This is a genomic window from Pseudomonas sp. UBA7530 (assembly GCF_002479365.1).
Lineage (GTDB): Bacteria > Pseudomonadota > Gammaproteobacteria > Pseudomonadales > Pseudomonadaceae > Aquipseudomonas.
Genome location: NZ_DLMS01000001.1, coordinates 459,897 through 486,067 on the forward strand (window position 1 = coordinate 459,897; position 26,171 = coordinate 486,067).

Sequence of the window (26,171 nt, forward strand, 5' to 3'; positions counted from 1 at the left end):
CAACGGAAAGAGCATGACTGAACAAGCACCCTCGCCGGTAAAACCCTGGTACAAGCAATTCTGGCCCTGGTTCATTATCGCGATGCTCAGTTACTCGGTGGTGCAGGGTCTTGCCCTGCTCACCCTGGCCACCAAGAACCCGCCGGGGCTGATCTCCGACGACTACTACGACGTTGGCAAGGGCATCAACCAGTCGCTGGAGCGCGAGAAACTGGCCGAGCGTCTGCAACTGCAGGGCGAACTGGTACTGGATAACGCCACCGGCGTCGCCACCCTGTCGCTGCAAGGCAACAGCAAGCCACAGCAGATCGTCCTCAACCTGATTTCGCCGACCCAGCCGGAGCGTGATCGCCGCGTCATCCTGCAGCCAGGCGCCGATGGCCAGTACCGCGGGCAGATGGTCGATCAGGTCAACGGCCGTCGCTTCGTCGAACTGCTTGGTCAGGAAGGCAGCCAGAACTGGCGCCTGTTCGAGGAAGAGAACATCACCGATGGCCAGACCATCCTGATCGGTGACAATCCCTCCTACTGACCCAGCCGATGCCCGCCCCTACTCCTTGCTTCCACTGTGGTCTGCCGGTGCCTGCCGGCAGCCATTTCCGCGCCGAAGTCCTCGGCCAGACCCGCGAAATGTGCTGCCCCGGCTGCCAGGCCGTGGCCGAAGCCATCGTCGCCGGTGGGCTGGAGCATTACTACAGCCATCGCAGCGAGAACTCTGCCAACCCGCAAGCACTGCCGCAGGCATTGCCTGATGAGCTGGCACTGTATGACCGCAGCGATGTGCAACGCCCTTTCGTGCAGCACGAGGGCGAGCTGAGCGAAACTCAGCTGCTGATTGAGGGCATCAGTTGTGCCGCCTGTGGCTGGCTGATCGAGAAGCACCTGCGTGGCGTACCGGGCGTGGCCGAGGCGCATCTGAACCTGTCCAACCACCGCCTGCAGGTGCGCTGGCAGGACAGCCAGATTCCGTTGAGCAAGCTACTCGCCGAATTGCGCCGCATCGGCTATGCCGCCCACCCCTGGCGTGCCGACGAAGCCGCCGAGCGTCTGGCTGCGGAAAACCGCCGGCGCATGCGCGAACTGGGCGTGGCCGGCCTGCTGTGGATGCAGGTGATGATGGCGACCATGGCCACCTGGCCGGAATTCAACATCGATCTGTCGCCGGAGCTGGACAAGATCCTGCGCTGGACCAGCTTGTTCCTCACCACCCCCATCGTCTTCTACTGCTGCGGACAGTTCTTTCGCGGCGCCCTGCGCGACCTGCGCACCCGCCACCTGACCATGGACGTGTCAGTTTCCCTGGCAATCGGCGGCGCCTACGTAGCCGGCATCTGGTCGACCATCACCGGCCAGGGCGAGCTGTATTTCGACGCGGTGGGCATGTTTGCCCTGTTCCTGCTTGCCGGACGCTACCTGGAGCGCCGCGCCCGCGAACGCACGGCAGCGGCCACCGCACAACTGGTGCAATTGCTGCCAGCCTCATGCCTGCGCCTGGAGGCCGACGGCCAGAGCCAGCGCATCCTGCTCAGCGAACTGCGTGTCGGCGAGCAGGTAATGGTTCAGCCCGGCTCGCTGATTCCGGCTGACGGCCGTATCCTCGCCGGCCAGTCCAGCGTCGACGAATCGCTGCTTACCGGGGAATACCTGCCGCAGGCACGTAGCATCGGCGACGGGGTAACGGCCGGCACGCTGAATGTCGAAGGCCCGCTGACCGTCGAGGTTCAGGCGCTGGGCGATGCCACTCGCCTGTCCGCGATTGTGCGCCTGCTCGAACGCGCGCAGAGCGAGAAGCCGCGCCTGGCCGAGATCGCCGACCGCGTTTCGCAGTGGTTCCTGCTGTTCATCCTGGTATCTGCCGCCGTGGTCGGCTTCGCCTGGTGGGAAATCGATTCCAGCCGCGCCTTCTGGGTCGTGCTCGCCCTGCTGGTGGCCACCTGCCCCTGCGCCCTGGCACTGGCCACGCCGACGGCGCTGACCACCGCCACCGGCAGCCTGCACAAACTGGGCATGCTGCTGACCCGCGGCCATGTGCTGGAAGGCCTGAACCAGATCGACACCCTGGTGCTCGACAAGACCGGCACCCTGACCGAGGGCCGGTTGACGCTCAAGGCCATCCATCCGCTGCGTGACCTCGACGAGGGCGATTGCCTGGCGCTGGCCGCCGCGCTGGAGAACCGCTCGGAGCACCCCATCGCCCGAGCCTTCAGCCAGGCGCCACGTGCCGCGCAAGCCGTCGACAGCCATCCGGGCCAGGGCCTGCAGGGCAGCGTCGACGGACGCCTGCTACGCATCGGCGAAGCCAGCTTCGTCTGCGCCCTGAGCGGCCAGACCGTGCCACCGATTGCCAGCGAGCACGGCCAGTGGCTGCTGCTGGGCGATGAACAGGGGCCGCTGGCCTGGTTCGTCCTCGACGACCGCCTGCGCGAGGATGCTCCCGACCTGATCGCCGCCGCCTGCGCCCGCGGCTGGCATATCCATCTGCTTTCAGGCGACAGCTCGCCGATGGTCGGCGAAGTCGCCCGTCAACTCGGCATCGATGACGCCCGTGGCGGCCTGACCCCGGACGCCAAGCTGGCAGTGCTCAAGCAGTTGCATGGCGAAGGTCGTCGCGTGCTGATGCTCGGCGATGGCGTCAACGACGTACCGGTGCTGGCCGCTGCAGATATTAGCGTGGCCATGGGCTCGGCGTCCGACCTGGCTAAAACCAGTGCCGACGCGGTGCTGTTGTCGAACCGCCTGGGTAGCCTGGTCGATGGCCTGAAACTGGCCAAGCGCACACGGCGCATCATCATCGAAAACCTTACCTGGGCGACGCTGTACAATGGCCTGGTACTGCCCTTCGCCGCCCTGGGCTGGATCACGCCGATCTGGGCGGCCGTGGGCATGTCGCTCAGCTCGCTGCTGGTGGTACTCAACGCGCTGCGCCTGAGCCGATAAGCTGCAAGCAAGCGTAGCCCGAACATGTAGGAGCGAGCGTCGCGAGCGAATCGCTTCTTCGCGAGCAGAGCTCACTCCTACCCAGACGCCTCCATGGAGACCGCATGTCCGCCCTCTATATCCTCATTCCCGTCGCCATCGGCCTGGTCGGCTTCGCCATCTGGCTGTTCTTCTGGGCGGTGGACAGCGGCCAGTACGACGACCTGGACGGGCCGGCTCACAGCATCCTGTTCGACGACGAAGATCCCCTGCACAAGGCCGGCATCGAACAGGCCGGGGAACACAGCAAGCAGGACAAGCCCGATGCTTGAACTGGCGCCGCTGCTGGTGTCGGCGTTGATCCTCGGGCTGCTCGGCGGGGGGCACTGCCTGGGCATGTGCGGCGGCCTGATGGGCGCACTGACCCTGGCGATTCCGCCCGAGCAACGCAGCAGACGCCTGCAACTGCTGCTGGCATACAACCTCGGGCGCATTCTCAGTTACAGCCTGGCCGGCCTGCTTCTCGGGCTGGCGGGTTGGGCCATTGCCGGCAGCAAGGCCGAGGTGGTCATGCGCACGCTGGCTGCACTGCTACTGATCGCCATGGGCCTGTATCTGGCTGGCTGGTGGAGTGGCCTGACCCGTATCGAAGCGCTGGGACGCGGCCTGTGGCGGCATATCCAGCCGCTGACACGGCGCTTCATGCCGGTGACGAGCATTCCCAAGGCCGTGGTGCTGGGCGGCCTATGGGGCTGGCTGCCGTGCGGCCTGGTCTACAGCACGCTGCTGTGGGCGTCCAGCCAGGGCAATGCAGTGGACAGCGCGCTGCTGATGCTGGCCTTCGGCCTGGGTACCTGGCCGGTTCTGCTGGCCACCGGGCTGGCTGCAGAGCGCATCACCACACTGCTGCGCAAACGCGGCGTGCGCATGGCTGGCGGCCTGCTGGTCATCCTGTTCGGCATCTGGACCCTGCCTGGGCCACACCAGCATTGGCTGATGGGGCACTGACAGGTATCGCGGACGCAATCCGCGAGCAAGATGCCCCCGGATTGCATCCGGGCTACGCAGCTACGCCACCGCACCGTACCCCTACGCGCCCTTGATACAGGTCAAGGTCGTTGCGCTCCAGCATCCCTAGACTGGCCGCAAAGCCTGTCCAGGATTATTTCCCATGCAAGACGCCATCCAGTGGGATGCCGACCTGATCCGCCGCTACGATCTCGCCGGCCCGCGCTACACTTCCTACCCGACCGCCGTACAGTTTCATGACGCCATCGGCCCCTTCGACCTGCTGCATGCATTGCGCGACAGCCGCAAGGCCGGGCGTCCGCTGTCGCTGTATGTGCACATCCCCTTCTGCGCGCACATCTGCTACTACTGTGCCTGCAACAAGGTGATCACCAAGGACCGCGGTCGTGCCCTGCCCTACCTGGAAAAGCTCGAGCGAGAAATCGAGATCGTCAGTCGCCACATCGACAAGAGCCAGCCGATCGAACAGCTGCATTTCGGTGGCGGCACGCCGACCTTCCTCAGCCACGATGAGTTGCGCCGTCTGATGCAGCACCTGCGCCAGCACTTCAACCTGCTGGATGACGACTCCGGCGATTACAGCATCGAAATCGATCCGCGCGAGGCCGACTGGTCGACCATGGGCCTGCTGCGCGAACTGGGCTTCAACCGTGTCAGCCTTGGCGTGCAGGACCTGGACCCCGAGGTACAGCGCGCAGTCAATCGCCTGCAGACCCTTGAGGAAACCCGCGCCATCGTCGAGGCGTCGCGCACCCTGCAATTCCGCTCGGTGAATATCGACCTGATCTACGGCCTGCCCAAGCAGACCCCGGAGCGCTTCGCCCGCACCGTTGCCGAAGTCATCGCACTGCAGCCGGATCGGCTGTCGCTGTTCAACTACGCGCACCTGCCCGAACGCTTCATGCCGCAACGACGCATCAGCGCCGACGATCTACCCAGCCCGGCCGACAAGCTGATCATGCTGCAGAACAGCATCGAACAACTGACACGCGCCGGTTATCGCTACATCGGTATGGACCACTTCGCGCTGCCTGACGACGAGCTGGCCATCGCCCAGGAAGAAGGCACTCTGCAACGCAACTTCCAGGGTTACACCACCCATGGCCATTGCGACCTGATCGGCCTGGGCGTGTCAGCCATCAGCCAGATCGGCGATCTGTACAGCCAGAACGACAGCGACATCAATGTCTACCAGCAGACCCTGGGCAACGGCCAGCTGGCGACCCGTCGCGGTCTGCACTGCAATGCAGACGACCGCCTGCGCCGCGCCGTGATCCAGCAACTGATCTGTCATTTCGACCTGCACTTCGCCGGCATCGAACAGGCCTACGGCGTGGTATTCCATGAGTACTTCGCGGCGCTCTGGCCGGAGCTGGAACAGCTTCACCGCGATGGCCTGATCGAGCTGAGTGCGGGAGGGATCGAGGTGCGCCCGGCCGGGCGTCTGCTGGTGCGTTCGCTGTGCATGCTGTTCGACCGCTATCTCAACGACCAGGTGCGCCAGCGCTTTTCCCGTGTGATCTGAGCCAGAAAATCAGCGCCCGTGACGGATGCACTGCGTCACGGGCCGACGTCTCAACTCATCGCCAGCGTGGTCGCCGCCTGCATCTGCTCGCTGGAAAGGCCACTCTCGCGCATCAGCTTGATCAGATTGGCGTTGGCCGAGGTCAGCGCACCGGTGAGCGAAGCGAGTTCGGTCTGCAGCCCGTCGAGCTGTTGGCGCTTGGCCTCCGCATCGAGGCTCTGATCGCTCATGATCGCGTCGATCTGCGCCTGCTTCTCGGCAATCTGCGCGCGCAACTCACGAATCATCTTGAGCAGATCCCTGATCGCCTGCGGCAGCTCGCTCTTGTCGATATCCTCGTTCTTGTCGGGCTTGGCCGACATGTTTTTGCCCAGCTCGGAAAGGCTCACGCGCAGACCCTCACGTACTTCTTCCGGGCTGCGCTCGGCTGCGGTGTATTGTCGCTGAACGCTCTGAGCTAGATTGCTCAGCGGGCTGTTGGATTGGATACGCATTGCGCGCTGCTCCCTGCATTGGACTATGGCTCTACCGAATGTGTCGGCGCCGGAGCGTCAAACTTGAGCGCCCGGTCAGTCCCGCATATGGCTGGTCGTCACGCAAACCCTGCGGTACCCTTACGGTCATTGCGTGTATACCGGGAAGCCCAACGATGTCCGAGAGCATCAAGCTGCGTTCGCAGCATCAAGCCCATTGCAAGGATTGCAGCCTGGCTGCCTTGTGCCTGCCCATCTCTCTGAACATGGAGGACATGGACGCGCTCGACGATATCGTCAAGCGTGGCCGCCCATTGAAGAAAGGCGAGTTCCTGTTCCGCCAGGGCGACACCTTCGGCTCCGTGTTCGCCGTGCGTTCCGGCGCGCTGAAGACCTTCAGCCTCAGCGATGGCGGCGAGGAGCAGATCACCGGTTTCCACCTGCCCAGCGAACTGGTCGGCCTGTCCGGCGTCGACGGCGAACGCTATCCGGTTTCGGCGCAAGCGCTGGAGACCACCTCGGTCTGCGAAATTCCCTTCGAGCGCCTCGATGACCTGGCCCTGCAACTGCCACAGCTGCGCCGCCAGTTGATGCGCATCATGAGCCGTGAAATCCGCGACGATCAGCAGATGATGCTGTTGCTGTCGAAGAAGACCGCCGACGAGCGCATCGCCACCTTCCTGGTCAACCTCTCGGCGCGCTTCCGCGCCCGTGGGTTCTCGGCCAACCAGTTCCGCCTGGCCATGTCGCGCAACGAAATTGGTAACTATTTGGGCCTTGCGGTAGAGACGGTGTCTCGCGTATTTACCCGCTTCCAGCAGAACAAGCTGCTCGAAGCCGAAGGTAAGGAAGTGCACATTCTCGATCCGATCGAGCTGTGCGCCCTGGCCGGTGGCAATCTCGACGTTTGAGCTCGTACGATATTCGCGGGCTCAACGCATTAGGACCCCACGATGATCTTTGACGAATTCAGCATCAAGACCCTGATCCGCCCGGTACCGGACTTTCCCAAGCCGGGCGTGATCTTTCGCGACATCACCCCGCTGTTCCAGTCGCCACGTGCCCTGCGCATGGTCGCCGACAGCTTCATCCAGCGTTACGTCGAGGCCGACTTCAGCCACATCGGTGCCATGGATGCCCGCGGTTTCCTGATCGGCTCGATCATCGCCTACGAACTGAACAAACCGCTGGTGCTGTTCCGCAAGCAGGGCAAACTGCCGGCGGATGTGCTCAGCGAGGGCTACCAGACCGAATACGGCGAAGCCTTTCTCGAAGTGCATACCGACAGCCTCTGCGAAGGCGACTCGGTATTGATTTTCGATGACCTGATCGCCACCGGCGGCACCCTGATCGCCGCCGCCAACCTGGTGCGACGCATGCGTGCCAGCGTCTTAGAGGCCGCCGCGATCATCGACCTGCCCGAACTGGGTGGCTCGCGGAAGCTGCAGGACGCCGACATTCCCACCTTCACCCTGACGGCCTTCGCGCTCGACGATCGCTGAGCAGTCGCGCCCGCCAATCGCACAGCCGAAAGCGGGCGCTCGCCTCAGCCGGGCGCTGCCCGGCATCACCCAGCCATAGCCAGATTCCCATGCACGAACTCGAACTGAATCCAACCAGTGACTGGCGCCAGCGCCTGGGCGCTCTCATGGACGGCACGTCCGTACAACGCCTGATCACCCTGCTGATCATCATCAATGCCGCCATTCTCGGCCTGCAGACCTCGCCATCGATCATGGCCGACTGGGGCAAGCCGCTGCTGATCCTCGATACCTTGATCCTCACCTGCTTCGTCATCGAGCTGGCGCTGCGCTTTACCGCACGCGGCATCGGTCTGCTGCGCGATCCCTGGGCGGTGTTCGATTGCCTAGTGGTCGGCATCGCCCTGGTGCCGGCCAGCGGCCCCTTCGCCGTATTGCGCGCCTTGCGCGTGCTGCGGGTACTGCGCCTGGTGTCGATCAACCCGAGCATGCGCAAAGTGGTGCAGGCGCTGCTCGCCTCGCTGCCGGGCATGGGCAGTATCGTCATGCTGATGGGGCTGGTGTTCTATGTCGCCGCGGTGATGGCCACCCAGCTTTTCGGCCAGAGCTTCCCTGAGTGGTTCGGCAACATCGGCGCCAGCCTCTATACCCTGTTCCAGGTAATGACCCTGGAAAGCTGGTCGATGGGCATCGTCCGCCCGATCATGGAGCAGCATCCGCTGGCGTGGCTGTTCTTCGTGCCCTACATCCTCATTGCCACCTTCATGATGCTCAACCTGTTCATCGCCGTGATCGTCAACGCCATGCAGAGCACTCACGAGCCGAATGCCGTGGAGCTAGCTGCAGCGACCCGTGAACAGGCGATTCTCGACGAGCTGCGCGCCCTGCGCAGCGAAGTGGCCGAGCTACGCCGCAGCGCCTCCTAGTCGTCATGTTGGCGCAGCCTGCGATCGCTGGTCGCCGGTTGCGCCCTTCCGAGCGCTTTCGACTTGCGCCGCGTTCGCTGCCTGCAGCACCGGCCGAGCTGCGCAATATTGCTCTACGCCAGCGGACGGCGACTTGCACCACTCGCTCGTTGCTAACGCGCACGTTTGTCGGGCAACGCTCGCGGCCGCGGCATCTGGACTAAGGTAGAGGAACAGACGCACCACTCATCCACACGGCGCCGCCACCGGCTCCCGGCTGGAACCTCGGTGTAGCGTCGACGCCGAGGGCGGCGCCTTGGTTTACGAGGTGGCCTCATGAGCGCGCTTACCTGCACCCATCGCGATCACGTCATTCATGCCAGCGTCATGGAACATCCTGGCCTGCCCACGCCCTGGGCCGGTGGTTGCCAGATCACCGACCCAGGCGGAAATACCAGCAAACGTCAGACGCTACCGCTGGATTACGCCTTCATGGATGACCTGAGCAAGGCCCAGCACGCCTCCATCGCCCATGGCAAATGGCTGGTGGATCAGAAACTCGATCACGGCCGCAATTGGCACTAACGGCAACCCAGACGTAGCCCGGATGAAATTCGGGAGAGAGATCGGAATCGCCCCGGACTCCATCCGGACTACGAACGGTCGCGCAACGGATCGAGCAACGGCTTCAAACCGTTGTGATCGATCTCCTGCATCAGCGCCAGCAACTGGCCCAGCTCGCCCTTGGGGAAGCCCTCGCGGGCGAACCAGTTGAGGTAATGCCCCGGTAGATCGGCGATCAGCCGATCCTTGTACTTGCCGTAAGGCATGCGGCGGGTCACCAGGAGTTTCAGCGCTTCGGGGTTCATCGGTCGCTCGGCTGGCCGGAAAACAATTCGGTCATTGTGCCAAGCGTCAGTCGGTCAGTGCCTCACGAACGAAATCCAACCGGTCCTGACCGAAGAACATTGCTTCGCCGACGAAGCAGGTCGGTGCGCCGAATACGCCGCGCTTCACCGCTTCTTCGGTGGTCGCCTTGAGCGCGTCTTTCACCGCCGGTTCGGCGATCTGCGCCTGCAACGCCTGGGCGTCGAAGCCGGCCGCCGTCAGCACTTCGGTCACTCTGGCCGGATCGCCCATGTTGGTACCGTCAACCCAGATCGCCTGAAACAGCGCCTGCAAGGCATCGTTGAGGCGCGTGGGCTGATGCAGCTGTACCGCCACCAGCAGGCGCATCAGGGTCAGCGTGTTGATCGGGAAATGCGGATTGAAGCGCATCGGTACGCCGTAGCGCTCGGCGAAGCGTGCCAGGTCGCGCAGCATGTAGCGTCCCTTGGCCGGAATCATCGCCGGCGAGGCGTTGCCAGTGGCCTGGAATACCGCGCCCAACAGCATCGGCCGATAGACCAGCTCGGCGTCGCACTCACGGCACAGCGCCGGCAGTTGGGTATGGGCCAGGTAGGACGCCGGGCTGCCCAGGTCGAAGAAGAACTCTACCGTCTTGCTCATCAGTTCACTCGCTCGTTGTTGTGCTTGTCGAATTGGCGTGGCTTACCAGCGTTCCATCCACGGACGCAGGTCCAGCTCGAAGGTCCAGGCATCGCGCGGCTGAGCATGCAGGAACCAGTAGCTGTCGGCGATATGCTCGGGGTCGAGAATGCCATCCTGCCCCTTCCTGGCATAGATATCGGGAAAGCTGTCGCGGATGAAGTCAGTATCGATGGCGCCGTCCACCACCACATGGGCCACATGGATATTCAGCGGCCCCAGCTCACGCGCCATGCTCTGCGCCAGCGCGCGGATGCCGTGCTTGGCGCCGGCGAAGGCGGCGAATCCGGCGGCGCCGCGCAGGCCAGCGGTTGCACCGGTAAACAGGATGGTGCCGCGCCCGCGCGTGACCATGCGCTTGGCCACAGCCTGGCTGGTGAGGAAGCCGGCAAAGCAGGCCATCTCCCAGATCTTGAAATACTTGCGCGCGGTTTCCTCGAGGATGCTGCACGGCACGTTGGCGCCGATGTTGAACACCATCACCTCGATCGGTCCGATGTCACGCTCGATGCTCTCGACCAGCTCAGCCACCTGCTCCTCGCGCCGCGCGTCGGAAGCGAAACCATGTGCCTCGCCACCTTCGTGGCGGATGCTCTCCAGCAGTGGCTGCAGTTTATCCAGGCTGCGCCGGGTAACGCAGGCGACATAGCCCTCACGGGCGAAACGCCGAGCAATCGCACCACCGGTGGCATCACCTGCGCCGATGATCAAGGCGACCTTCTTGTTTTCGTTCATGGGCCTCTCCATTGACTAACGATCGTTAGTCTAACGAACGTTATGCTACGCTTGCGCATGGGTCAAGCCAGCACACAACGGTATCTCATGCGCTATTCCGCCGAGCACAAAGCCGAAACCCGCGAGCGCCTGCTCGCCAACAGCGCCGCCATTGCCAAGCAGCAGGGTTTTGCCGTGACCGGCGTGGATGCACTGATGAAGACCATAGGCCTGTCAGGTGCGGCTTTCTACAGTCACTTCCCAAGCAAGGATGCGCTGTTCGCCGAGCTGATCGAACGAGAACTGCGTAACAGCCTGAACTGCCTGGGTGCTGAGCCTGGTGACGCCGGGCGCGACAAACTGCAACGCTGCCTGGCAGCCTATCTGAGCCTGGCGCATGTCGAGCAGCCGGACAAAGGCTGCGTATTGCCCGCACTGGGCGCAGAAATCGCCCGCGCCGACGACAGCGTGAGGCAGCGCACCGAGCAGCAGATCGTGCAATTGCAGCAAACCTGGGCCGAGATCATAGGCGACCCGCAATTGGCCTGGAGCATCCTTGCGCAGTGCCTGGGCAGCCTGCTGCTGGCGCGCATGATGGTCAGCCAGGACGCTCGCCAGCAGGTGCTCAGCGCCAGCCTGGACATGCTCGAACACACATTGCAGCCTGTCGGCTGAGCACGGATGCCGTTAACCTACGCCAGTTCTTTCTGCCAGGATCGATCCATGTCGCACACCCCCTCCCCGCTGGTTGGTGAAACCCCATTGCACGCCGTCGAAGTGCGCATCCTCGGCTGCCTCATCGAGAAGCAGCTGACCACACCGGAAACCTACCCGCTGACGCTCAACGCAGTGCAACTGGCCTGCAATCAGAAGACCAGCCGCGAGCCGCTGATGAACCTGGAAACCGGCGAAGTCGGGCGTTATCTGCGTAGTCTGGAAGGTCGCGGCCTGGCGCACCTGGTCATGGGCAGCCGCGCCGACCGCTGGGAGCAGCGCTGCGACAAGCAGCTGGAGCTGGTCAAGCCGCAGACGGTGCTGCTCGGTTTGCTGCTACTGCGCGGCCCGCAGACCCTCAATGAATTGCTTACCCGCAGCAACCGCATGCATGACTTCGACGATGTGGCCGAAGTGCAACATCAGCTGGAGCGCCTGATCGCTCGCGGCCTGGTCGTACTGCTGCCACGCCAGAGCGGCCAGCGCGAGGATCGCTACATGCACTTGCTGGGTGAATCCGCCGACCTGGAAAGCCTCCTGGCCAACCGCCCGGCTGCACGTAGCGAAGCCGTGGCACCTAACGAGGATCGTCTGGTCGAACTGGAAATGCGTATCGCAGCACTCGAAGAGCGCCTTGCACGCCTGGAGGGCACGCAATGAGCGCTACATCTATGGAAAAGGAGCCCACAGCGTTGAATCCCAAGACTCGTTTAAGCCTCATTCTCGCCGCTTCCCTGTTCGCAGCCGGCTGCAGCAGCACTGCCGAAAAATCCGAACCGGCAGCCACGCCTGCCGACACCAGTCAGGGCTGCAACTCTTCTGCAGTCGAAAATCTCAAGGGCAAGACCGCAACGTCGGAGCTGCTCGAACAGGCACGTCAGCAGGCGGGTGCCAGCACGGCGCGGATACTGACGCCCAACAGCGTGGTGACCTTGGAATACAATGGTCAACGCCTTAACCTCAACGTCGATGATCAGCGAGTGATCACCCGCGTATCCTGCGGCTGATGCGTTCAGGTGCGGGCTGCCCCCGCACCACTTGCCGACACCGCCAACCACCCCTATAGGCCAATGCCATGACCTCCCAAGTGGAACCCTGCGCCGAGCTGATGCTGGATAACCAGCTTTGCTTCGCCCTCTATTCCACCTCGCTGATGATGACCAAGACCTACAAACCGCTGCTGCAGGCGCTCGGTCTCACCTATCCGCAATACCTGGCCATGCTGGTGCTGTGGGAAAACGAGGGCATCACCGTCAGCGAGATCAGCGCACGTATGCTGACCGACCCGGGTTCGCTGACGCCATTGCTCAAGCGCCTGGAAAGCGAAGGTTTGCTGCAACGTCAACGCAGCAGTCAGGATGAACGCGTGGTGCAGCTGCATCTCACCGACAAGGGGCGTGCATTGCACGAGCAGGCCAAGGCATTGCCTGCCTGCATCCTCAAGGCTTCCGCGTTGAGCATTGACCAGTTGACAAAGCTGCGTGACGACCTGATCGAACTGCGCGGGCATCTGCAAGACGCACTCTGATCTCTGGCGATGCCAACGCCCATCGCCTTTCGCTGATTAGCCAGCCCATCGCCGGATGCTGAAAGCCCCGTGTGCAGTGCAATGCTGCACGATTCCCTTCCTACGCGCTTTGGCGTGATTATTCGTCCACCCCGGCATATCCATACCGAGGCTCGTGACGTCCGGACGACGCTTCTTCGCTCCTCTCCTAACCCTTGATTCGCTGAGCAAGCACCGTTAAACGCCCCGCCACACCTACTTATTCCTAAAAATTAAATTCCTATAACCAAATCTTCCTAGCATTTAACTTGTGCACTAATGTTTTGCGCATTACAGTTCGCTCCATGGAAACGGTTAGCGCACAAGACATTAGCGAACCACTCCATCACCACATTACCTGGAAGGATCTCCGCCATGACTATTGAAAACGTTCTCTACCGTGCAACTGCTGAAGCCTTCGGTGGCCGTGAAGGCCGCGCAGTGTCCTTCGACGGCATCCTCGACATCGCCCTGACCACCCCGAAAGAACTCGGTGGCGCCGGCGGTAACGGCACCAACCCGGAACAACTGTTCGCCGCCGGTTACTCCGCCTGCTTCCTCGGCGCCCTGAAGTTCGTCGCCGCCCGCGACAAGCTGAGCATCCCGGCTGACACCTTCATCGAAGGCACGGTCGGCATCGGCGCCATCCCCACCGGCTTCGGCATCGAAGTGGAGCTGCGCATCAGCCTGCCCGGCCTGGAGCGCGACGCCGCACAAACCCTGGTGGATCGCGCGCACATCGTCTGCCCGTACTCCAACGCCACCCGCGGCAACATCGACGTCACCCTGACCATCGTCTGACAGACAGCAGCCAGCGCTCGCAGCCATAGCCCGAGCGCGGCGCCAAGAGGAGAACCATGAAAACCCGCACCCTGTTCGCCACCGCACTGACCGCCATCGCTCTCAGCGCGTCGCTCACCACCCTGGCCCAAAGCGCCGAGGCCACGCCCTACCGCTACGGCCAGAACCTGGATATCGCCAAGGTGATTTCCATCGACGTGCCCAATAGCGCCCAGTGCGAAGTGGTCACGGCACAGATGACCTACCGCAACAGTGCGGGTGAGGTGGAAACCCTCAGCTACGAGCAGCTTTCCAGCGTTTGCACCAACCAGAACTGACAGCCAGCAGCCCAATTGATCGAAAGGAGTTTGACCATGAACATTTCTCGCACTCTGACCGCCGGGCTGCTCGCCCTGGCCATCAACAGCAGCTTCGCCGCCGGCAGCCCCGGCGTGGAGCGCAGCACCCAGGGCTTCCTCGATGCCCTGGCAGCCGGTAGTGGCCAGCCGCTGGAAACCCTCTCGCCGAAAGACGCCCGCGCCGTGCTGATGGGCGCTCAGGCCAGTGTCGAGGTGGATCTGTCCGGCATCATCGTGGACACCAAGGTAATCCAGGTGAATGGTCAGCCACTCACCCTCAAGGTGGTACGTCCTGAAGGTGCTCGCGGCATTCTGCCGGGCTTCATGTTCTTCCACGGCGGTGGCTGGGTGTTGGGTGATTATCCGACCCACGAACGCCTGATCCGAGACCTGGTGGTGGGCTCCGGCGCAGCCGCTATCTATGTCGACTACACGCCGTCGCCGGAGGCCAAGTATCCGACCGCGATCAACCAGGCTTATGCCGCCACCAAATGGGTGGCCGACAACGGCAGCCAGATCGGTGTCGACGGCTCGCGCCTGGCGGTGGCCGGCAACAGCGTCGGTGGCAACATGGCTGCCGTGGTCGCCATCAAGGCCAAGGAGGCTGGTACACCGAAACTGCGCGCCCAGGTACTGCTGTGGCCAGTGACCGACGCCAACTTCAACAACGCCTCCTACAACCATTTCGCCGAAGGCCATTTCCTGACCCGCGGCATGATGGAATGGTTCTGGGACAACTACACCACCGACGCCAAGCAGCGTAACGAGATCTACGCATCGCCACTGCGCGCCAGCCTGGAACAGCTCAAAGGCCTGCCGCCGGCGCTGGTGCAGACCGCCGAGATGGATGTGTTGCGAGACGAAGGCGAAGCCTACGCCCGCCGCCTGAACGCCGCTGGCGTACCGGTAACCGCCGTACGCTACAACGGCATGATCCACGACTACGGCCTGCTCAATGTCCTGGCTGAAGTGCCGGCGGTACGCAGCGCCATGGACCAGGCCGCGCAGACGCTGCAGAACAGCCTCAAGTAAGCGCTGAAAAACGAAACCCCGCGACCGTTGCCGATCGCGGGGTTTTCTTTTGCTCATTCTCCTTCGCGGCTAAAGCCGCTCCTACGCAAAAGCTACGCCTGTAGGAGCGGCTGGGCGGCATTCCGCTTCAGCCGCGAATCACGCGTTACGCCAGACTACGGACCTGCTCCCAGGTCAGATCCAGGCACTTGCGCGCTTTCTCTACCAGCTCATCCACTTCCGCCTGGCTGATCACCAGTGGCGGCGCGATGATCATGGTGTCACCCACCGCGCGCATGATCAGGCCATTGTTGAAGCAGTGCCCACGGCAAACCATGCCCACACCCACATCGCCAGAGAAGCGCTTGCGCGTCGCCTTGTCCTGCACCAGTTCGATGGCGCCAAGCATGCCGACGCCGCGCACTTCGCCCACCAGTGGGTGATCCGCCAGCTCACGTAGACGTTTTTGCAGGTAGGGCGCGGTTTCTGCCTTCACCCGCTCGACAATTCCTTCGTCCTTGAGGATGCGCAGGTTCTCCAAGCCCACCGCCGCCGCCACAGGGTGACCGGAATAGGTGAAGCCGTGGTTGAAGTCGCCATGCGCCTCGATCACTTCGAACACCTTGTCGCTGACGATCAACCCGCCCATCGGCACGTAACCCGAGGTCAGACCCTTGGCGATGGTCATCAGGTCAGGCTTGAGGTCGTAGTACTGGCTGCCGAACCACTCGCCGGTACGACCGAAGCCACAGATCACCTCGTCGGCGACGAAGAGAATGTCGTACTTGGCGAGGATTTCCTTGATCCGCGGCCAGTAGGTCTCTGGCGGGATGATCACGCCACCGGCGCCCTGGATCGGCTCGGCGATAAAGGCTGCGACCTTGTCTTCGCCCAGTTCGAGAATCTTCTTCTCCAACTGATCGGCAGCCCAGATACCGAACTCTTCCGGCGACTTTTCGCCGCCCTCGCCGAACCAGTACGGCTGCGGGATATGGGCGATACCGGGGATCGGCAGATCACCCTGCTCGTGCATGAACTTCATGCCGCCGAGGCTTGCACCGGCCACGGTGGAGCCGTGGTAACCGTTGTCGCGGCCGATGATGATTTTCTTGTTTGGCTGACCCTTGCACGCCCAGTAGTGGCGCACCAGGCGCAGCATGGTGTCATTGCCTTCCGAGCCCGAGCCGGTGAAGAACACGTGGTTCATGCCGGCCGGCGCTAGTTGGGAGATGGCGTGGGCCAGCTCCAGCACCGGCGGGTGGGCGGTCTGGAAGAAGGTGTTGTAGAACGGCAACTGGCGCATCTGCGTAGCGGCAGCCTCGACCAGTTCCTCACGACCATAGCCAACGGCCACGCACCACAGGCCGGCCATGCCGTCGAGGATCTTGTTGCCCTCGCTGTCCCACAGGTGCACGCCCTTGGCCTCGGTGATGATGCGCGGACCTTTTTCGGCCAGCTGCTTGTAATCACTGAACGGCGCCAGGTGGTGGGCCTGGCTCAGGGCCTGCCAGTGTGCGGTTTTCGAGTGGTTCATGTCGCCTCCTTCGATCCGTGACATCACAGGTACCAGCGGTATTCCCGCGGGCTGATGTCGTGCATGAAGGCCAGGTGATCCTGGCGTTTGTTCTCGCAATAAACCATGACGAACTCGCTGCCAAGGCCGGCCGCGACGCGCTCGCTGGCCTGCATACGGCGCACGGCGTCAAGCATGTCGTTGGGGAAGCCGACACCGCTTTGACGGTCGTCATTCAATGGTGCGATGGGCTCGATCTTGGCATCGAGGCCCTGCTCGATGCTGGTCAGCAGCGCCGCCAGCACCAGGTAGGGATTGGCGTCCGCGCCCGGCAGGCGGAATTCCAGGCGCAGGTTGCGTGCGTCCGACTCGGGAATACGCACGCAGGCATCGCGATCCTCGAAGCCCCAGCTGGCCTTGCTCGCCGAGTTCACCTGGGCACCAAAGCGGCGGTAGCTGTTGTGGTTCGGCGCATAAATCGGCATCAGATCCGGCAACAGTTCCAGGCAGCCGGCCACGGCATGACGCAACGGTCGCTGCTCATCACCGGCCAGCAGGTTGCCGCCAGCCTCGTCGTACAGGCTGACATGGATATGCATGCCGCTGCCCGGATACTGCAGGTACGGCTTGGCCATGAAGCTGGCCCGATGACCATGCTTCAGCGCCACGCCTCGGGTCAGCCGGCAGAACAGCGCCGACCAGTCGGCTGCCTGCATCGGGTCGGTGCTGTGGCTGAAGTTGATCTCGAACTGCCCAGGGCCGATCTCGGCGGTGATCACCGTGGTATCGATGCCCTGCAGCCGCGCAGTCTCGGCAATATCGTCAAGCACGTCGGCAAAGCGCGAGAGCCGCTCGATGTGCATGTTCGGTTGGTCATCGGCATCACCGCTCACGTCATCGCGCGGGTACTGCGGCAGCCCCTCCTTCAGCGTCTTGTCGAACAGGTAGAACTCCAGCTCGAATGCCACCACCGGCCGAATGCCACGTGCAGCCAGGCGCTGCACCACCCGCGCCAGCACCTCGCGCGGCTCGAACTCGATGGGCGCTTCGGTGCCATCGGAGCTGATCAGCATCTGCCCCAGCGGCAGGCGCTCCCAATTCACCAGTTTGAGCGTGCCGGGAATCAAGCGCCGTGGCGCGTCCGGGTCACCGTCATGAAAGCAGTAGTCGCCGATCTCGTAGAGCCCGCCCTGGGCGCCGAGCAGCACGCAGTTCTGCGGCAACTTCAGGGCACTGCCGGCAGCGACCTTCTCCAGCATCTCGATGGGGTAGCGTTTGCCATAGAAATGCCCGGGAATGTCCAGGCAGATCAGGTCGACGAAGCGCACCTCGGGGTGGGCCTGGCGGAATTGACGGACTTCGTCGAGCAGCTCGACTCGGGTGGCGTTCATTGTGGTTATTTCCGGTTCACGGGAGGTCAGGTGTAGATCCACAACACCCTCGCGGGGGTGTCGCCCTGGTTGGCATAACGCAGGCGCGCATAGCTCGGCACCTGGAAAACATCGCCGGGATACAGGGTGGCACTCTGTTCGTCCTCACCCAGCCAGAGTGTCAGCTGGCCTTCGAGGACATAGCCGGCCTGCTCGGAGCGGTCGCTCATCTGCCGCTCGCCACTGCTGGCGCCTGGCTCGAGCAGGCTGTCGACCACCATGAAGGCGCCCTGCAGGGTGGGCGACGCCATGATGTCGGTGATGCCGCCGGCCAGGTACAGGGTGCGGCGTTCGTCCGGCCGGGTGACCCAGTCCAGCGCCTTGGGCTTGGGCAGGCTGTAGAAATAGGTGGTCGGTACGTCGAGCGCCTCGGCGATGGCGGTCAGATCCTCCACCGTCGGGCGCGACAGACCCCGCTCGACCTGCGATAGAAAGCCCACCGAACGGCCGATGCGCTCGGCCAGCTCGTTGAGGGTGACCTTCTTGTGCTTGCGCAGGTCGTGGATGAGCACGGCAAGGGCCGCCATTTCCAGATTCTTGTCCATTTCAGGGCTGTCCATTTCAGAAGCTGTCTCTCAGTCGGTACCAGGCCTTGCCGATGGCCTCGAGCGGCGCCGCAAGGCGCTCGCCGAATGGAAATTCAGGGTTGCGCAGCTGCCGGTACAACGCCAGTTCATCGCCATTGCCAAGGATGGCATCGCTGACCGCTCGCGCAGCCGCAAGGGTCGGCAGTACGCCATGACCGGAGAAGCCCTGCAGCCAATAGCGGCCGTTCTCGCCGCCGACATCCGGAGTGCGCGCACGGGTGATATCGATATGCCCGCCCCAGGCGAAGTCGATGGCTACGCCTGCCAGCTGCGGGAAGACGCGCTCGAGGAAAGGCCGCGTGGCAGCAGCCATGTCCTTTGGCAGGCCGCCCAGGTAGGTGCAGCCACCACCGAACAGCAGACGGTGATCCAGCGTACGGCGGAAGTAATCGAGGACGAACTGGTTGTCGGTGACGCAAGCGTTGCGCGGCAGCAATGCCTCGGCACGCTCGGCGCCCAGCGGCTCGGTGGCGATCTGGTAGGTGCCGACCGGCAGGATACGCCGCGCCAGGCGTGGCGCCAGATCGTCGATATAGGTGTTACAAGCCAGCACAAGTTGATCGGCCTGCACGCTGCCCTGCTCGGTGCGTACCCGGTAGCCGTCGCCCAGCTTATCCTGGCTCAGCGCACGGCTCTGCTCGAAGATCTGCCCACCGGCGCGAACGAAGGCCTCGGCCAGACCCAGTGCCAGCTTGAGCGGGTTGAGATGCCCAGCCTCGGGATCGTAAAGACCGGCCTGGTAGCGGTCGCTGGCGACCCACTCCGGCATCTGCTCACGGGAGACGAATTGCAGCGCGCGGTGCCCCCATTTATAGGCGGCCTGCTCCTGCCATTCATGCAGCAGTGCCACACGCCTTGGCAGCACCGCCGTCCACAGATGGCCACGGCGGTAATCGCAATCGAAGCCATGCCGTTGCGGTAGTTCGCGTAGCTCGCGGGCCGACCAGGCCATACCGTCCCAGAGGTGGCGGGCACGATCGAGGCCGAGGGCCTTTTCCAGCGGCGGCATATCGCAGGACCAACCGAGAATCGCCTGCCCGCCATTGCGCCCCGAGGCGGCCCAGGCAACGCGGCTGGCCTCCAGCACGATCACTCGCCGCCCCGCTTCTGCAAGACGCAGAGCGGTATGCAGACCACTGAAACCCGCGCCGATCACCAACACATCGCACTGCAGGTGCTCCTGCAGTGCTGGATACAGCGTCAGTCGATCTCTGCAGCCATGGGCGTAGTAGCTGTCGACGTGCTCACTGGCGTGGCGAAACATAGACGACTCATGAAATTTGAATTAATTAATTTCATGAAAATCTATAGAGATAAATTCATAAAGGCAAGCCGAGCGGCTAAGGCAGGCGCCTCGGCAACTCTAGATACGGCCTCAGGCGACCTGCTGCTGCAGCTCTACCGCACATTCGAGATGAGCGAACAGCCCCTCGTCTATCGCTTGCGCCAACACCAGGCGCAGACCTTCGCTGCCGAGGAACGCGTCTCGCGCCGCCGCTGAGCGCCATTGACCCTCCACCTGCCAGGTCAGCGGGTCATTGCGTAACGAGAACACGCGCAGACCCAGGCAACCGGGCAGCTCACGCCCTACTTCGTCCAGCCGGGCCAGACACTGGCCCAAACGGATCGAGCGTTCAGGGCGGGCGCGAATGGTCATACGGTGAATGATGCTCATGGCAACCTCCTGGAATTGAATCAGTACAGACCGGCAGCATTTCGCTGCAATACGTGGGGGGCCGCTTGCGGCTCGGCGAAAGCCGCTTCGCCAACGGCCCTGGAGTCGAGCCAGGCCGTGGCGAGCAACAACAATGTCAGCGGCGCGATCAACCATTTGCTGGACATCGCTCGCTCCTTGATTGGCTTGTTGGGCACCACTCAGCGGGTGACAAGGCTAATGCATGCGTTCGGGCCGACGCTGAGGCACGGCGCGATGGCTACAGAGATTAGCGAGAGGGTCATTGGGGCGTTAGTCGATTACTGGCAAATCATTGCCTAATACTGCCTACCAGAAACGATGAACAGCCCTCCAGTTTGAGCGTCAGGAATCATGAAACACTCTGTATAACTGGTCATTTGCCCATTACTGGCAAATATTTGCCTAATCCTGCCGCCCCTCATGACTTGCCTGAAAAACCTGGCTAGGCTTCGCTGACTTTCCGGAGGCGCGTCATGCAGTCACCCATTCACACCGCCACAAATCTTGATACTCCGCTTGCCGATCTCAGTCATGAACTGGCGCGCCTCGTTGAGCGCTTCGTGCCCGAGGACGGTTTGCATCTCACGGCCATTCCCGGCCTAAAGCTCGCGCGCGCCACCACGCCGAGCCTGCCGATGCAGACAGTCTACGACCCCTGCCTGTGCATCATCGCCCAGGGTCGCAAGGAAATACGCCTGGGTGACGAGCTCTATGTCTATGACCCGCTTAATTACCTGGTGGCGTCGGTGGTGCTGCCGGTTACTGGCCGGGTGATCGAGGCCAGTCCGGAAGCGCCGTACCTGAGCCTGGCCTTGGAAATCGACCCGGCGCTGATCAGCAGCCTTCTGACCGAGATGCCGCCCATCCCGGCGCCAGACGCGGCCTCGCAACGCGCGCTGTTTCTCGACCGTCTCGACCCGCGCCTACTGGACGCAGTGATTCGCCTGCTGCGCCTACTGGAAACCCCGCGCGACATCGCCATGTTGGCGCCGTTGGCTCTGCGCGAGATCTTCTATCGGATGCTGCTCAGCCCGCAGGGCCATCGTCTGCATGAAGTGGTGATAGCCGACAGCCAGAGCCAGCGCATCTCCCGCGCCATCGAATGGCTACGCAAGAACTTCGACCAGCCGCTGCGCATCGAGGAGCTGGCCCGCGAGGTGAACCTGAGCCCGTCGACGCTGCATCACCGCTTCAAGGCCGTCACCGCCTTCAGCCCGCTGCAATACCAGAAGCAATTGCGCCTGCAGGAAGCTCGCCGCCTGATGCTGTGCGACAACCTGGAAGCGGCCGCGGCGAGCTACCGCGTAGGCTATGAAAGTCCATCGCAGTTCAGCCGCGAGTACAGCCGCCTGTTCGGCGCCCCACCGCAGCGCGATATCGCCCGCCTGCGCCAGGCCGCGCAAAACCAGGTAGCGTCCTGATCACCGATTTCCGTGGGAGGCGCTTCAGCGGCGAGCTTTTTCGTCTCGTTTAGGCTAATCGCGGCTGAAGCCCCTCCTACGCCAGCAGCTACAACCCCATCTGCTTGGCAATGATCTCGTTCATGATCTCCCGCGTGCCACCGCCGATGGAAACAATGCGGTTGTCGCGGTACAGGCGTTCGACCAGGCTTTCGCGCCATAAAGGCCCAGATGCCGTTTCTACAGCCCCATCTGCTTCGAAATGATCTCGTTCATGATCTCCCGCGTGCCGCCGCCAATGGAGAGGATTCGATTGTCGCGGTACAGGCGCTCGACCAACGATTCGCGCATGTAACCCATGCCACCCATGATCTGCACTGCATCGTAGGTGAGGCGGTCGGCGATATCGGTCGCAAAGTTCTTGGCCATGGAGATCTCCTTGATCACGCTTCTGCCGGCCGCCATCTGCGCGGCCTGACGATAGGTGAACTCACGGGAGACTTCGAGCTGCGTGGCCATCTCGGCCAGGCGGTGCTTGAGCACCTGAAACTTGCCCACCGGCTTGCCGAACGCCTGGCGCTCGCGCGCCCACTTCATTGACTCTTCCAGCGCCAGTTGCGCGGTCATGTTGGCCATGATCGCCAGGCTCAGGCGCTCGCTCTGGAAGTTGGCCATGATGCAGGCGAAGCCGGCGTTCTCCACACCGATCAGGTTGTCCACTGGCACCTTGCACTCATCGAAGAAGAGCTCGGCCGTGTCGGACGCCCACCAGCCCATCTTCTTCAGTTTGCGACCAACGGTGAAACCCGGAGTGCCCTTCTCCACCAGCAATAGGCTGACGCCGCCAAAGCCCTCACCACCGGTACGCACCGCCACCGTGTAGTAATCGGCACGCACGCCGCTGGTGATGAAGGTCTTGCTGCCGTTGATACGGTAGTGGTCGCCTTCGCGCACCGCACGAGTCTTGAGATTCGCTACGTCAGAGCCGCCGGAAGGCTCGGTCACCGCCAGCGCCATGATTTTCTCGCCAGCCAGCACCCGCGGCACCACGCGCTCGCGCACGGCGGGCCTGGCCCACTTGACGATGGGCGGCAAGCCGATATCCAGCGAGCCGAGCCCGGCCACCAGTCCGCCCGAGCCACTGCGCATCAGTTCCTCGCTGGCCGCAACCTTGGCGAACACGTCACCCTCATGACTGCCGCCATACTGCTCGGGGTAGCCGATACCGAGAATGCCCGCGGCACCTGCCTTGAGATAGAGCTCGCGCGGGAATTCCTCGGCCTCCTCCCATTCGTCGATATGCGACAGGATTTCACGCTCGACGAAACGCCGGACGGAATCGCGAACCAGTTGGTGAGACTCATCGAAATACGACTGAGGGGCGGCCATGCGGGTAACTCCCGTTATTGTTTTGGCCACCCTAACCTAGCGCTTGCTTGGTATTCAAGCGAGCGTTTTAACTCACTCTTGCAGCGCCCTTCTCACCCGCGCCTGCATCGCATAGGCAGGTTCCTCCACCGAATTAAAGTCGCGTGTGTAGCGGCGGGCGAATTCGGCCGTGCCCCATTCGCGGTATTGCTGCACATGCCAAAGCTCATGCGCCCAGAGCGATGCATCGCCCTCGGCCGCCTCGCGACTGCGGAAAACCACGACGTCGACCAGTGTCACGGCCTGTACATCCGGGTTCTGCAGCAGGACGCTGGCAGCATCCATTTCCTCGGTCATGCCGGCGCGAAAACGAACCCCGTCCAGCAGCTCGCTGTCGTAAAAAGACGAGAGCTGCGCACGAATCATCAGCGGCATGGATTCGGTTCCGGCATTCAACGTGGCCTGGCGCGATTGCAGCAGCCAGGCCTCCAGGCGCGCCGAAGCCAGATTCAGACCGTCCTCGCGCATGCGTATCGGGTCGGGAATGCAGATGCACGAACCCAGGCATATCTGCATCTGGCCAGTCGGACATTGGGCGAAGGCAGTGCAAGGCGCCCCTAGAAGGAGCCATAGGCAAGCACGGCGCAGGGAAGCAGCGATCACGGGAGTACCGTATCCGGGGATGAGGCGCCATCTTGGCAGCAGATGGTCGTCGACGCCATGCGACTGCCGAGGAGATGCACCATGCAAATTATCCGGATTGCACTGATTGCCTGCTTGCTGGCCGGTTGCGCCGCGAACCTGGACTACCGGGCGCAACCGCTCTCCGAGGCGCAGGCCTACGAAGCGATACACACTGCTGCGCTGCAGCAGAAAGAGATCACCCACCCCGATGCCCTGTACCTGGACAGCCGTTACCTGGGCTTTCGCGAGCAGGGCGAGGCCAGCACGCCGAGCGACATCGGCGAGCGCATCTACTTCAATAGCCTGGGGCCGGTGGTGCTATACCAGCAACGCGACGATTATCTGGTTCGCTTACAGCACCTGGACGGCACAACGTTGCGCACGTTCCGCCTGGCTGAGCGCGAACAGGCCGAACGCTTGGTCGATGCGTTGATCCATTATCGAGAAAACGCCCCACAATTCAGCGGCCTCAAGTAAGCGCCAGCCCAACCACAGGTGCGGCTGGACTATGCTTACAGGCTGATCGGGCGCCGACCGGCCAAGGCGTGCGCCAGCGTGCCGCCGTCGACCAGCTCCAGTTCGCCACCCAGCGGCATGCCATGAGCGATACGCGAGGCGACCAGGCCCTTGCCCGCAAGAATCTGGGCGATGTAGTGCGCTGTCGCCTCGCCTTCCACCGTGGGATTGGTGGCGAGGATCACTTCGCTGAACGCACCTGCATCGATGCGTTCGAGCAACTCGGGAATGCCAATGGCTTCCGGCCCCAGGCCGTCGAGCGGCGAGAGGTGCCCCTTGAGCACGAAGTAGCGACCGCGATAGCCGGTCTGCTCCACCGCATGCACATCCATTGGACCTTCTACCACGCACAACAGGCTGTCGTCGCGGCGCTCGTCCAGGCAAAGCTGGCACAGCTCATCTTCGCTCAGGCTGCGGCAGCGCTTGCAGTGCCCCACCCCCTCCATCGCCGCATTCAACGCCTGCGCCAGACGCTGCCCGCCACTGCGATCGCGCTCGAGCAACTGCAGCGCCATGCGTTGCGCCGTCTTCTGCCCCACACCGGGCAGGATGCGCAGGGAGTCGATCAACTGGCGAATCAGGGGGCTGAAGCTCATGGCGTTCCTACAGGTTGATGGCCCGGATGCAATCCGGGGAAACAGGGCATACAAGCGACCCGGATTGCATCCGGGCTACACACCGAAACGGATCGTCTTCAGCCTCATCTGCACGATCGACTCCGTAAGAGTGGCGATCAGGCGGCGTACAGGGTAAGGCGCGGGCGGACGAGGAACCGCAGTGTGCTGGAGCACATGAGGATTCCGAGTCCGCCGGCAACGCAGCCATGTGCGTCGACTGGGCGGCACAAGGCCTGTCAGAAGGGCATTTTGAAGCCGGGGGGAAGCTGCATCCCCGCCGTCATGCCGGACATCTTTTCCTGGCTGTTCTGCTCGACCTTGCGCACCGCGTCATTGACGGCAGCAGCGATCAGATCTTCCAGCACTTCCTTGTCTTCCTGCATCAGGCTGTCGTCCAGAGTGATGCGCTTGACGTCGTGGCGACCGGTCATCACCACGCTCACCAGGCCGGCACCGGACTGGCCGGTGACTTCGGCATTGGCCAGCTCTTCCTGCATCTTCTGCATTTTTTCCTGCATCTGCTGGGCCTGCTTCATCAGGCCTGCCATGCCACCTTTCATCATGTCGGTATCCTCGGCGTTCGGGGTTAACAAGTCATTGAAAACTAATGCGTGCTGGCCGTCGTGAAAACGACCTAGCTGGGCGTGTCGATCGGTTCGATGCTGTCGTCGCGCACCTTGGCGGCGAACTGCTGAATCATCTGCTGTACCAGCGGGTCGGCCTGGATCGAGGCCTCGGCACTGCGCTGGCGTTCGGCGCGGCGGCGCGCCGCAGCCTGTGCCGGGGTTTCCTGCTCAGGTTTGCACAGTTCGATACGCAATTTGATGCTGCGGCCCTGCTGCTGGTTCAGCGCTTCATTGAGACGACGCTGCTGCGTGGTGTTGAACAGCGCGCTGTGTGCCGGGTCCAGGTGCAGCAGCCAGTCGTCGCCATTGGCCTCGATCAGCGTGCAGTTGGCGGCGATGCTGCCGGTCATGCCGCCCAGACCAAGCTGCGGGAACAGCGACAGCCATTCTGCCGCCAGGCCGGTAGCGGGCTTGGCGGCCGGCAGGGGCTCTTCGATCACAGGCGTTTCGGCCTCGGGCTGGCCGAAGTCGTAATCGAGCGTTTCGGCGTCCATTTCAACGTAGTCGTAGTCGCCAGGTGGTGGTTCGTCGTCACCGCCATCGGCTTCCACCACCAGCGGCACGGCCTCGCTCGCAGCCGCCTCGACAACGGCCGCAGTTGGCAGCGCAACGGGTTCTGGCTGCGGCGCGACAACAGGCTGAGCGGGAGCAACGGCTGGCTCCGGCACCTCGGCCGTTGCCCAGGGCACATCGACGACCTGCGCAGGAGCGGCTGGCTCTGGCTCTGGCTCTG

At 63.0% G+C, this 26,171-nt stretch carries 33 protein-coding genes and 1 pseudogene; 18 read left to right on the top strand and 16 right to left on the bottom strand.

Going from position 1 to position 26,171, the window contains the following annotated elements; all coding sequences use genetic code 11:
- Positions 1 to 13 precede the first annotated feature (13 nt).
- The 5 genes from B2U07_RS02195 (at position 14) to hemN (ending at position 5,470) form a co-directional block, all read left to right on the top strand.
- Positions 14 to 532 carry a FixH family protein gene (locus B2U07_RS02195; RefSeq protein ID WP_275544854.1) on the top strand — a complete coding sequence of 173 codons (519 nt, stop codon included), beginning with the start codon at positions 14 to 16 and terminating at the stop codon, positions 530 to 532.
- An 8-nt stretch (positions 533 to 540) separates the two neighbouring features.
- Entirely contained in the window at positions 541 to 2,937 is a 2,397-nt protein-coding gene (locus B2U07_RS02200) for a heavy metal translocating P-type ATPase (RefSeq protein ID WP_275544853.1), read from the top strand.
- Positions 2,938 to 3,041: 104 nt separating this feature from the next.
- A complete protein-coding gene (gene ccoS, locus B2U07_RS02205; RefSeq protein WP_197856321.1) occupies positions 3,042 to 3,248 on the top strand; it encodes a cbb3-type cytochrome oxidase assembly protein CcoS in 207 nt (68 codons plus the stop codon).
- Positions 3,241 to 3,924 carry a sulfite exporter TauE/SafE family protein gene (locus tag B2U07_RS02210; protein ID WP_197856320.1) on the top strand — a complete coding sequence of 228 codons (684 nt, stop codon included), beginning with the start codon at positions 3,241 to 3,243 and terminating at the stop codon, positions 3,922 to 3,924. Before ccoS ends, B2U07_RS02210 begins: the two co-directional genes overlap by 8 nt.
- A 163-nt stretch (positions 3,925 to 4,087) precedes the next feature.
- On the top strand, positions 4,088 to 5,470 hold the full coding sequence (gene hemN, locus B2U07_RS02215) for an oxygen-independent coproporphyrinogen III oxidase (protein WP_197856319.1): 1,383 nt from the start codon (positions 4,088 to 4,090) through the stop codon (positions 5,468 to 5,470).
- A 50-nt stretch (positions 5,471 to 5,520) separates the two neighbouring features.
- Here the strand turns inward: hemN and B2U07_RS02220 are convergent, their stop codons facing one another.
- The gene (locus B2U07_RS02220) at positions 5,521 to 5,964 is read right to left on the bottom strand and encodes a hypothetical protein (RefSeq protein ID WP_275544852.1); all 444 of its coding nucleotides are present in this window, start codon (positions 5,962 to 5,964) and stop codon (positions 5,521 to 5,523) included.
- A 155-nt stretch (positions 5,965 to 6,119) separates the two neighbouring features.
- On the opposite strand from B2U07_RS02220, the gene fnr reads away from it, so the two are divergent.
- The 4 genes from fnr (at position 6,120) to B2U07_RS02240 (ending at position 8,914) form a co-directional block, all read left to right on the top strand.
- Positions 6,120 to 6,854 carry a fumarate/nitrate reduction transcriptional regulator Fnr gene (fnr, locus tag B2U07_RS02225; RefSeq protein ID WP_013715216.1) on the top strand — a complete coding sequence of 245 codons (735 nt, stop codon included), beginning with the start codon at positions 6,120 to 6,122 and terminating at the stop codon, positions 6,852 to 6,854.
- Between the two features lie 42 nt (positions 6,855 to 6,896).
- A complete protein-coding gene (locus tag B2U07_RS02230; RefSeq protein WP_275544851.1) occupies positions 6,897 to 7,445 on the top strand; it encodes an adenine phosphoribosyltransferase in 549 nt (182 codons plus the stop codon).
- A gap of 89 nt (positions 7,446 to 7,534) precedes the next feature.
- A complete protein-coding gene (locus B2U07_RS02235) occupies positions 7,535 to 8,350 on the top strand; it encodes an ion transporter (RefSeq protein ID WP_275544850.1) in 816 nt (271 codons plus the stop codon).
- Between the two features lie 315 nt (positions 8,351 to 8,665).
- A complete protein-coding gene (locus B2U07_RS02240; protein WP_197856315.1) occupies positions 8,666 to 8,914 on the top strand; it encodes a hypothetical protein in 249 nt (82 codons plus the stop codon).
- Positions 8,915 to 8,982: 68 nt separating this feature from the next.
- On the opposite strand, the gene B2U07_RS02245 is transcribed toward B2U07_RS02240, so the two are convergent.
- Genes B2U07_RS02245 through B2U07_RS02255 form a run of 3 tightly spaced genes read right to left on the bottom strand, consistent with a single transcriptional unit; the run spans position 8,983 to position 10,612 of the window.
- Entirely contained in the window at positions 8,983 to 9,198 is a 216-nt protein-coding gene (locus B2U07_RS02245; RefSeq protein ID WP_047587460.1) for a DUF3820 family protein, read from the bottom strand.
- Positions 9,199 to 9,244: 46 nt separating this feature from the next.
- Positions 9,245 to 9,838, bottom strand: a complete 594-nt coding sequence (locus B2U07_RS02250) for a 2-hydroxychromene-2-carboxylate isomerase (protein ID WP_275544849.1) — start codon at positions 9,836 to 9,838, stop codon at positions 9,245 to 9,247.
- Positions 9,839 to 9,880: 42 nt separating this feature from the next.
- On the bottom strand, positions 9,881 to 10,612 hold the full coding sequence (locus B2U07_RS02255) for an SDR family oxidoreductase (RefSeq protein WP_275544848.1): 732 nt from the start codon (positions 10,610 to 10,612) through the stop codon (positions 9,881 to 9,883).
- Between the two features lie 87 nt (positions 10,613 to 10,699).
- On the opposite strand from B2U07_RS02255, the gene B2U07_RS02260 reads away from it, so the two are divergent.
- The 7 genes from B2U07_RS02260 (at position 10,700) to B2U07_RS02290 (ending at position 15,022) form a co-directional block, all read left to right on the top strand.
- Positions 10,700 to 11,266 (top strand): TetR/AcrR family transcriptional regulator, encoded by a 567-nt coding sequence (locus tag B2U07_RS02260; RefSeq protein ID WP_296275630.1) that lies wholly within the window; start codon positions 10,700 to 10,702, stop codon positions 11,264 to 11,266.
- Positions 11,267 to 11,314: 48 nt separating this feature from the next.
- Positions 11,315 to 11,965, top strand: a complete 651-nt coding sequence (locus B2U07_RS02265; RefSeq protein ID WP_275544846.1) for a YceH family protein — start codon at positions 11,315 to 11,317, stop codon at positions 11,963 to 11,965.
- Between the two features lie 32 nt (positions 11,966 to 11,997).
- On the top strand, positions 11,998 to 12,312 hold the full coding sequence (locus B2U07_RS02270) for an I78 family peptidase inhibitor (protein WP_275545337.1): 315 nt from the start codon (positions 11,998 to 12,000) through the stop codon (positions 12,310 to 12,312).
- A 68-nt stretch (positions 12,313 to 12,380) separates the two neighbouring features.
- Positions 12,381 to 12,833, top strand: coding sequence for a MarR family winged helix-turn-helix transcriptional regulator (locus B2U07_RS02275; protein ID WP_197856310.1), 453 nt, complete (start codon positions 12,381 to 12,383; stop codon positions 12,831 to 12,833).
- A gap of 393 nt (positions 12,834 to 13,226) precedes the next feature.
- Complete coding sequence (locus B2U07_RS02280; protein WP_275544845.1) at positions 13,227 to 13,652, top strand: organic hydroperoxide resistance protein; 426 nt, start codon at positions 13,227 to 13,229, stop codon at positions 13,650 to 13,652.
- Between the two features lie 56 nt (positions 13,653 to 13,708).
- Positions 13,709 to 13,969: a DUF2790 domain-containing protein gene (locus B2U07_RS02285; protein WP_275544844.1), complete on the top strand. Its 261-nt coding sequence runs from the start codon at positions 13,709 to 13,711 to the stop codon at positions 13,967 to 13,969.
- 36 nt (positions 13,970 to 14,005) lie between these two features.
- Complete coding sequence (locus tag B2U07_RS02290) at positions 14,006 to 15,022, top strand: alpha/beta hydrolase (RefSeq protein WP_275544843.1); 1,017 nt, start codon at positions 14,006 to 14,008, stop codon at positions 15,020 to 15,022.
- A gap of 145 nt (positions 15,023 to 15,167) precedes the next feature.
- On the opposite strand, the gene B2U07_RS02295 is transcribed toward B2U07_RS02290, so the two are convergent.
- From B2U07_RS02295 to B2U07_RS02320, 6 genes are all read right to left on the bottom strand, one after another.
- Positions 15,168 to 16,535, bottom strand: a complete 1,368-nt coding sequence (locus B2U07_RS02295; protein ID WP_275544841.1) for an aspartate aminotransferase family protein — start codon at positions 16,533 to 16,535, stop codon at positions 15,168 to 15,170.
- A 23-nt stretch (positions 16,536 to 16,558) separates the two neighbouring features.
- Positions 16,559 to 17,905 (bottom strand): glutamine synthetase family protein, encoded by a 1,347-nt coding sequence (locus B2U07_RS02300; RefSeq protein ID WP_275544840.1) that lies wholly within the window; start codon positions 17,903 to 17,905, stop codon positions 16,559 to 16,561.
- A 26-nt stretch (positions 17,906 to 17,931) separates the two neighbouring features.
- A complete protein-coding gene (locus tag B2U07_RS02305) occupies positions 17,932 to 18,489 on the bottom strand; it encodes a helix-turn-helix domain-containing protein (RefSeq protein ID WP_125836536.1) in 558 nt (185 codons plus the stop codon).
- A gap of 16 nt (positions 18,490 to 18,505) precedes the next feature.
- Positions 18,506 to 19,795 carry an NAD(P)/FAD-dependent oxidoreductase gene (locus B2U07_RS02310; protein ID WP_275544839.1) on the bottom strand — a complete coding sequence of 430 codons (1,290 nt, stop codon included), beginning with the start codon at positions 19,793 to 19,795 and terminating at the stop codon, positions 18,506 to 18,508.
- 111 nt (positions 19,796 to 19,906) lie between these two features.
- Positions 19,907 to 20,206, bottom strand: coding sequence for an antibiotic biosynthesis monooxygenase family protein (locus B2U07_RS02315; RefSeq protein WP_275544838.1), 300 nt, complete (start codon positions 20,204 to 20,206; stop codon positions 19,907 to 19,909).
- A gap of 20 nt (positions 20,207 to 20,226) precedes the next feature.
- Positions 20,227 to 20,373, bottom strand: coding sequence for a hypothetical protein (locus B2U07_RS02320; RefSeq protein ID WP_275544837.1), 147 nt, complete (start codon positions 20,371 to 20,373; stop codon positions 20,227 to 20,229).
- 327 nt (positions 20,374 to 20,700) lie between these two features.
- On the opposite strand from B2U07_RS02320, the gene B2U07_RS02325 reads away from it, so the two are divergent.
- Complete coding sequence (locus B2U07_RS02325) at positions 20,701 to 21,648, top strand: AraC family transcriptional regulator (RefSeq protein ID WP_275544836.1); 948 nt, start codon at positions 20,701 to 20,703, stop codon at positions 21,646 to 21,648.
- 88 nt (positions 21,649 to 21,736) lie between these two features.
- Here the strand turns inward: B2U07_RS02325 and B2U07_RS23005 are convergent.
- The 3 genes and pseudogenes from B2U07_RS23005 to B2U07_RS02335 all read right to left on the bottom strand — a co-directional run.
- Positions 21,737 to 21,844 (bottom strand): annotated as a pseudogene (locus B2U07_RS23005) (acyl-CoA dehydrogenase family protein); the annotation flags it as partial.
- 23 nt (positions 21,845 to 21,867) lie between these two features.
- A complete protein-coding gene (locus tag B2U07_RS02330) occupies positions 21,868 to 23,016 on the bottom strand; it encodes an acyl-CoA dehydrogenase family protein (protein WP_275544835.1) in 1,149 nt (382 codons plus the stop codon).
- A 72-nt stretch (positions 23,017 to 23,088) separates the two neighbouring features.
- Positions 23,089 to 23,523 carry a DUF4157 domain-containing protein gene (locus B2U07_RS02335; RefSeq protein WP_275544834.1) on the bottom strand — a complete coding sequence of 145 codons (435 nt, stop codon included), beginning with the start codon at positions 23,521 to 23,523 and terminating at the stop codon, positions 23,089 to 23,091.
- Between the two features lie 216 nt (positions 23,524 to 23,739).
- On the opposite strand from B2U07_RS02335, the gene B2U07_RS02340 reads away from it, so the two are divergent.
- The gene (locus B2U07_RS02340; RefSeq protein ID WP_275544833.1) at positions 23,740 to 24,156 is read left to right on the top strand and encodes a hypothetical protein; all 417 of its coding nucleotides are present in this window, start codon (positions 23,740 to 23,742) and stop codon (positions 24,154 to 24,156) included.
- 35 nt (positions 24,157 to 24,191) lie between these two features.
- On the opposite strand, the gene recR is transcribed toward B2U07_RS02340, so the two are convergent.
- The 3 genes from recR to B2U07_RS02355 form a co-directional block, all read right to left on the bottom strand.
- Positions 24,192 to 24,791 carry a recombination mediator RecR gene (gene recR / locus B2U07_RS02345; RefSeq protein ID WP_197859469.1) on the bottom strand — a complete coding sequence of 200 codons (600 nt, stop codon included), beginning with the start codon at positions 24,789 to 24,791 and terminating at the stop codon, positions 24,192 to 24,194.
- Positions 24,792 to 25,048: 257 nt separating this feature from the next.
- Positions 25,049 to 25,375, bottom strand: a complete 327-nt coding sequence (locus B2U07_RS02350; RefSeq protein WP_003460931.1) for a YbaB/EbfC family nucleoid-associated protein — start codon at positions 25,373 to 25,375, stop codon at positions 25,049 to 25,051.
- A gap of 71 nt (positions 25,376 to 25,446) precedes the next feature.
- Positions 25,447 to 26,171 (bottom strand): DNA polymerase III subunit gamma/tau C-terminal domain-containing protein (locus B2U07_RS02355; RefSeq protein ID WP_296275638.1); only part of this gene is annotated, 725 nt, incomplete at its 5' end.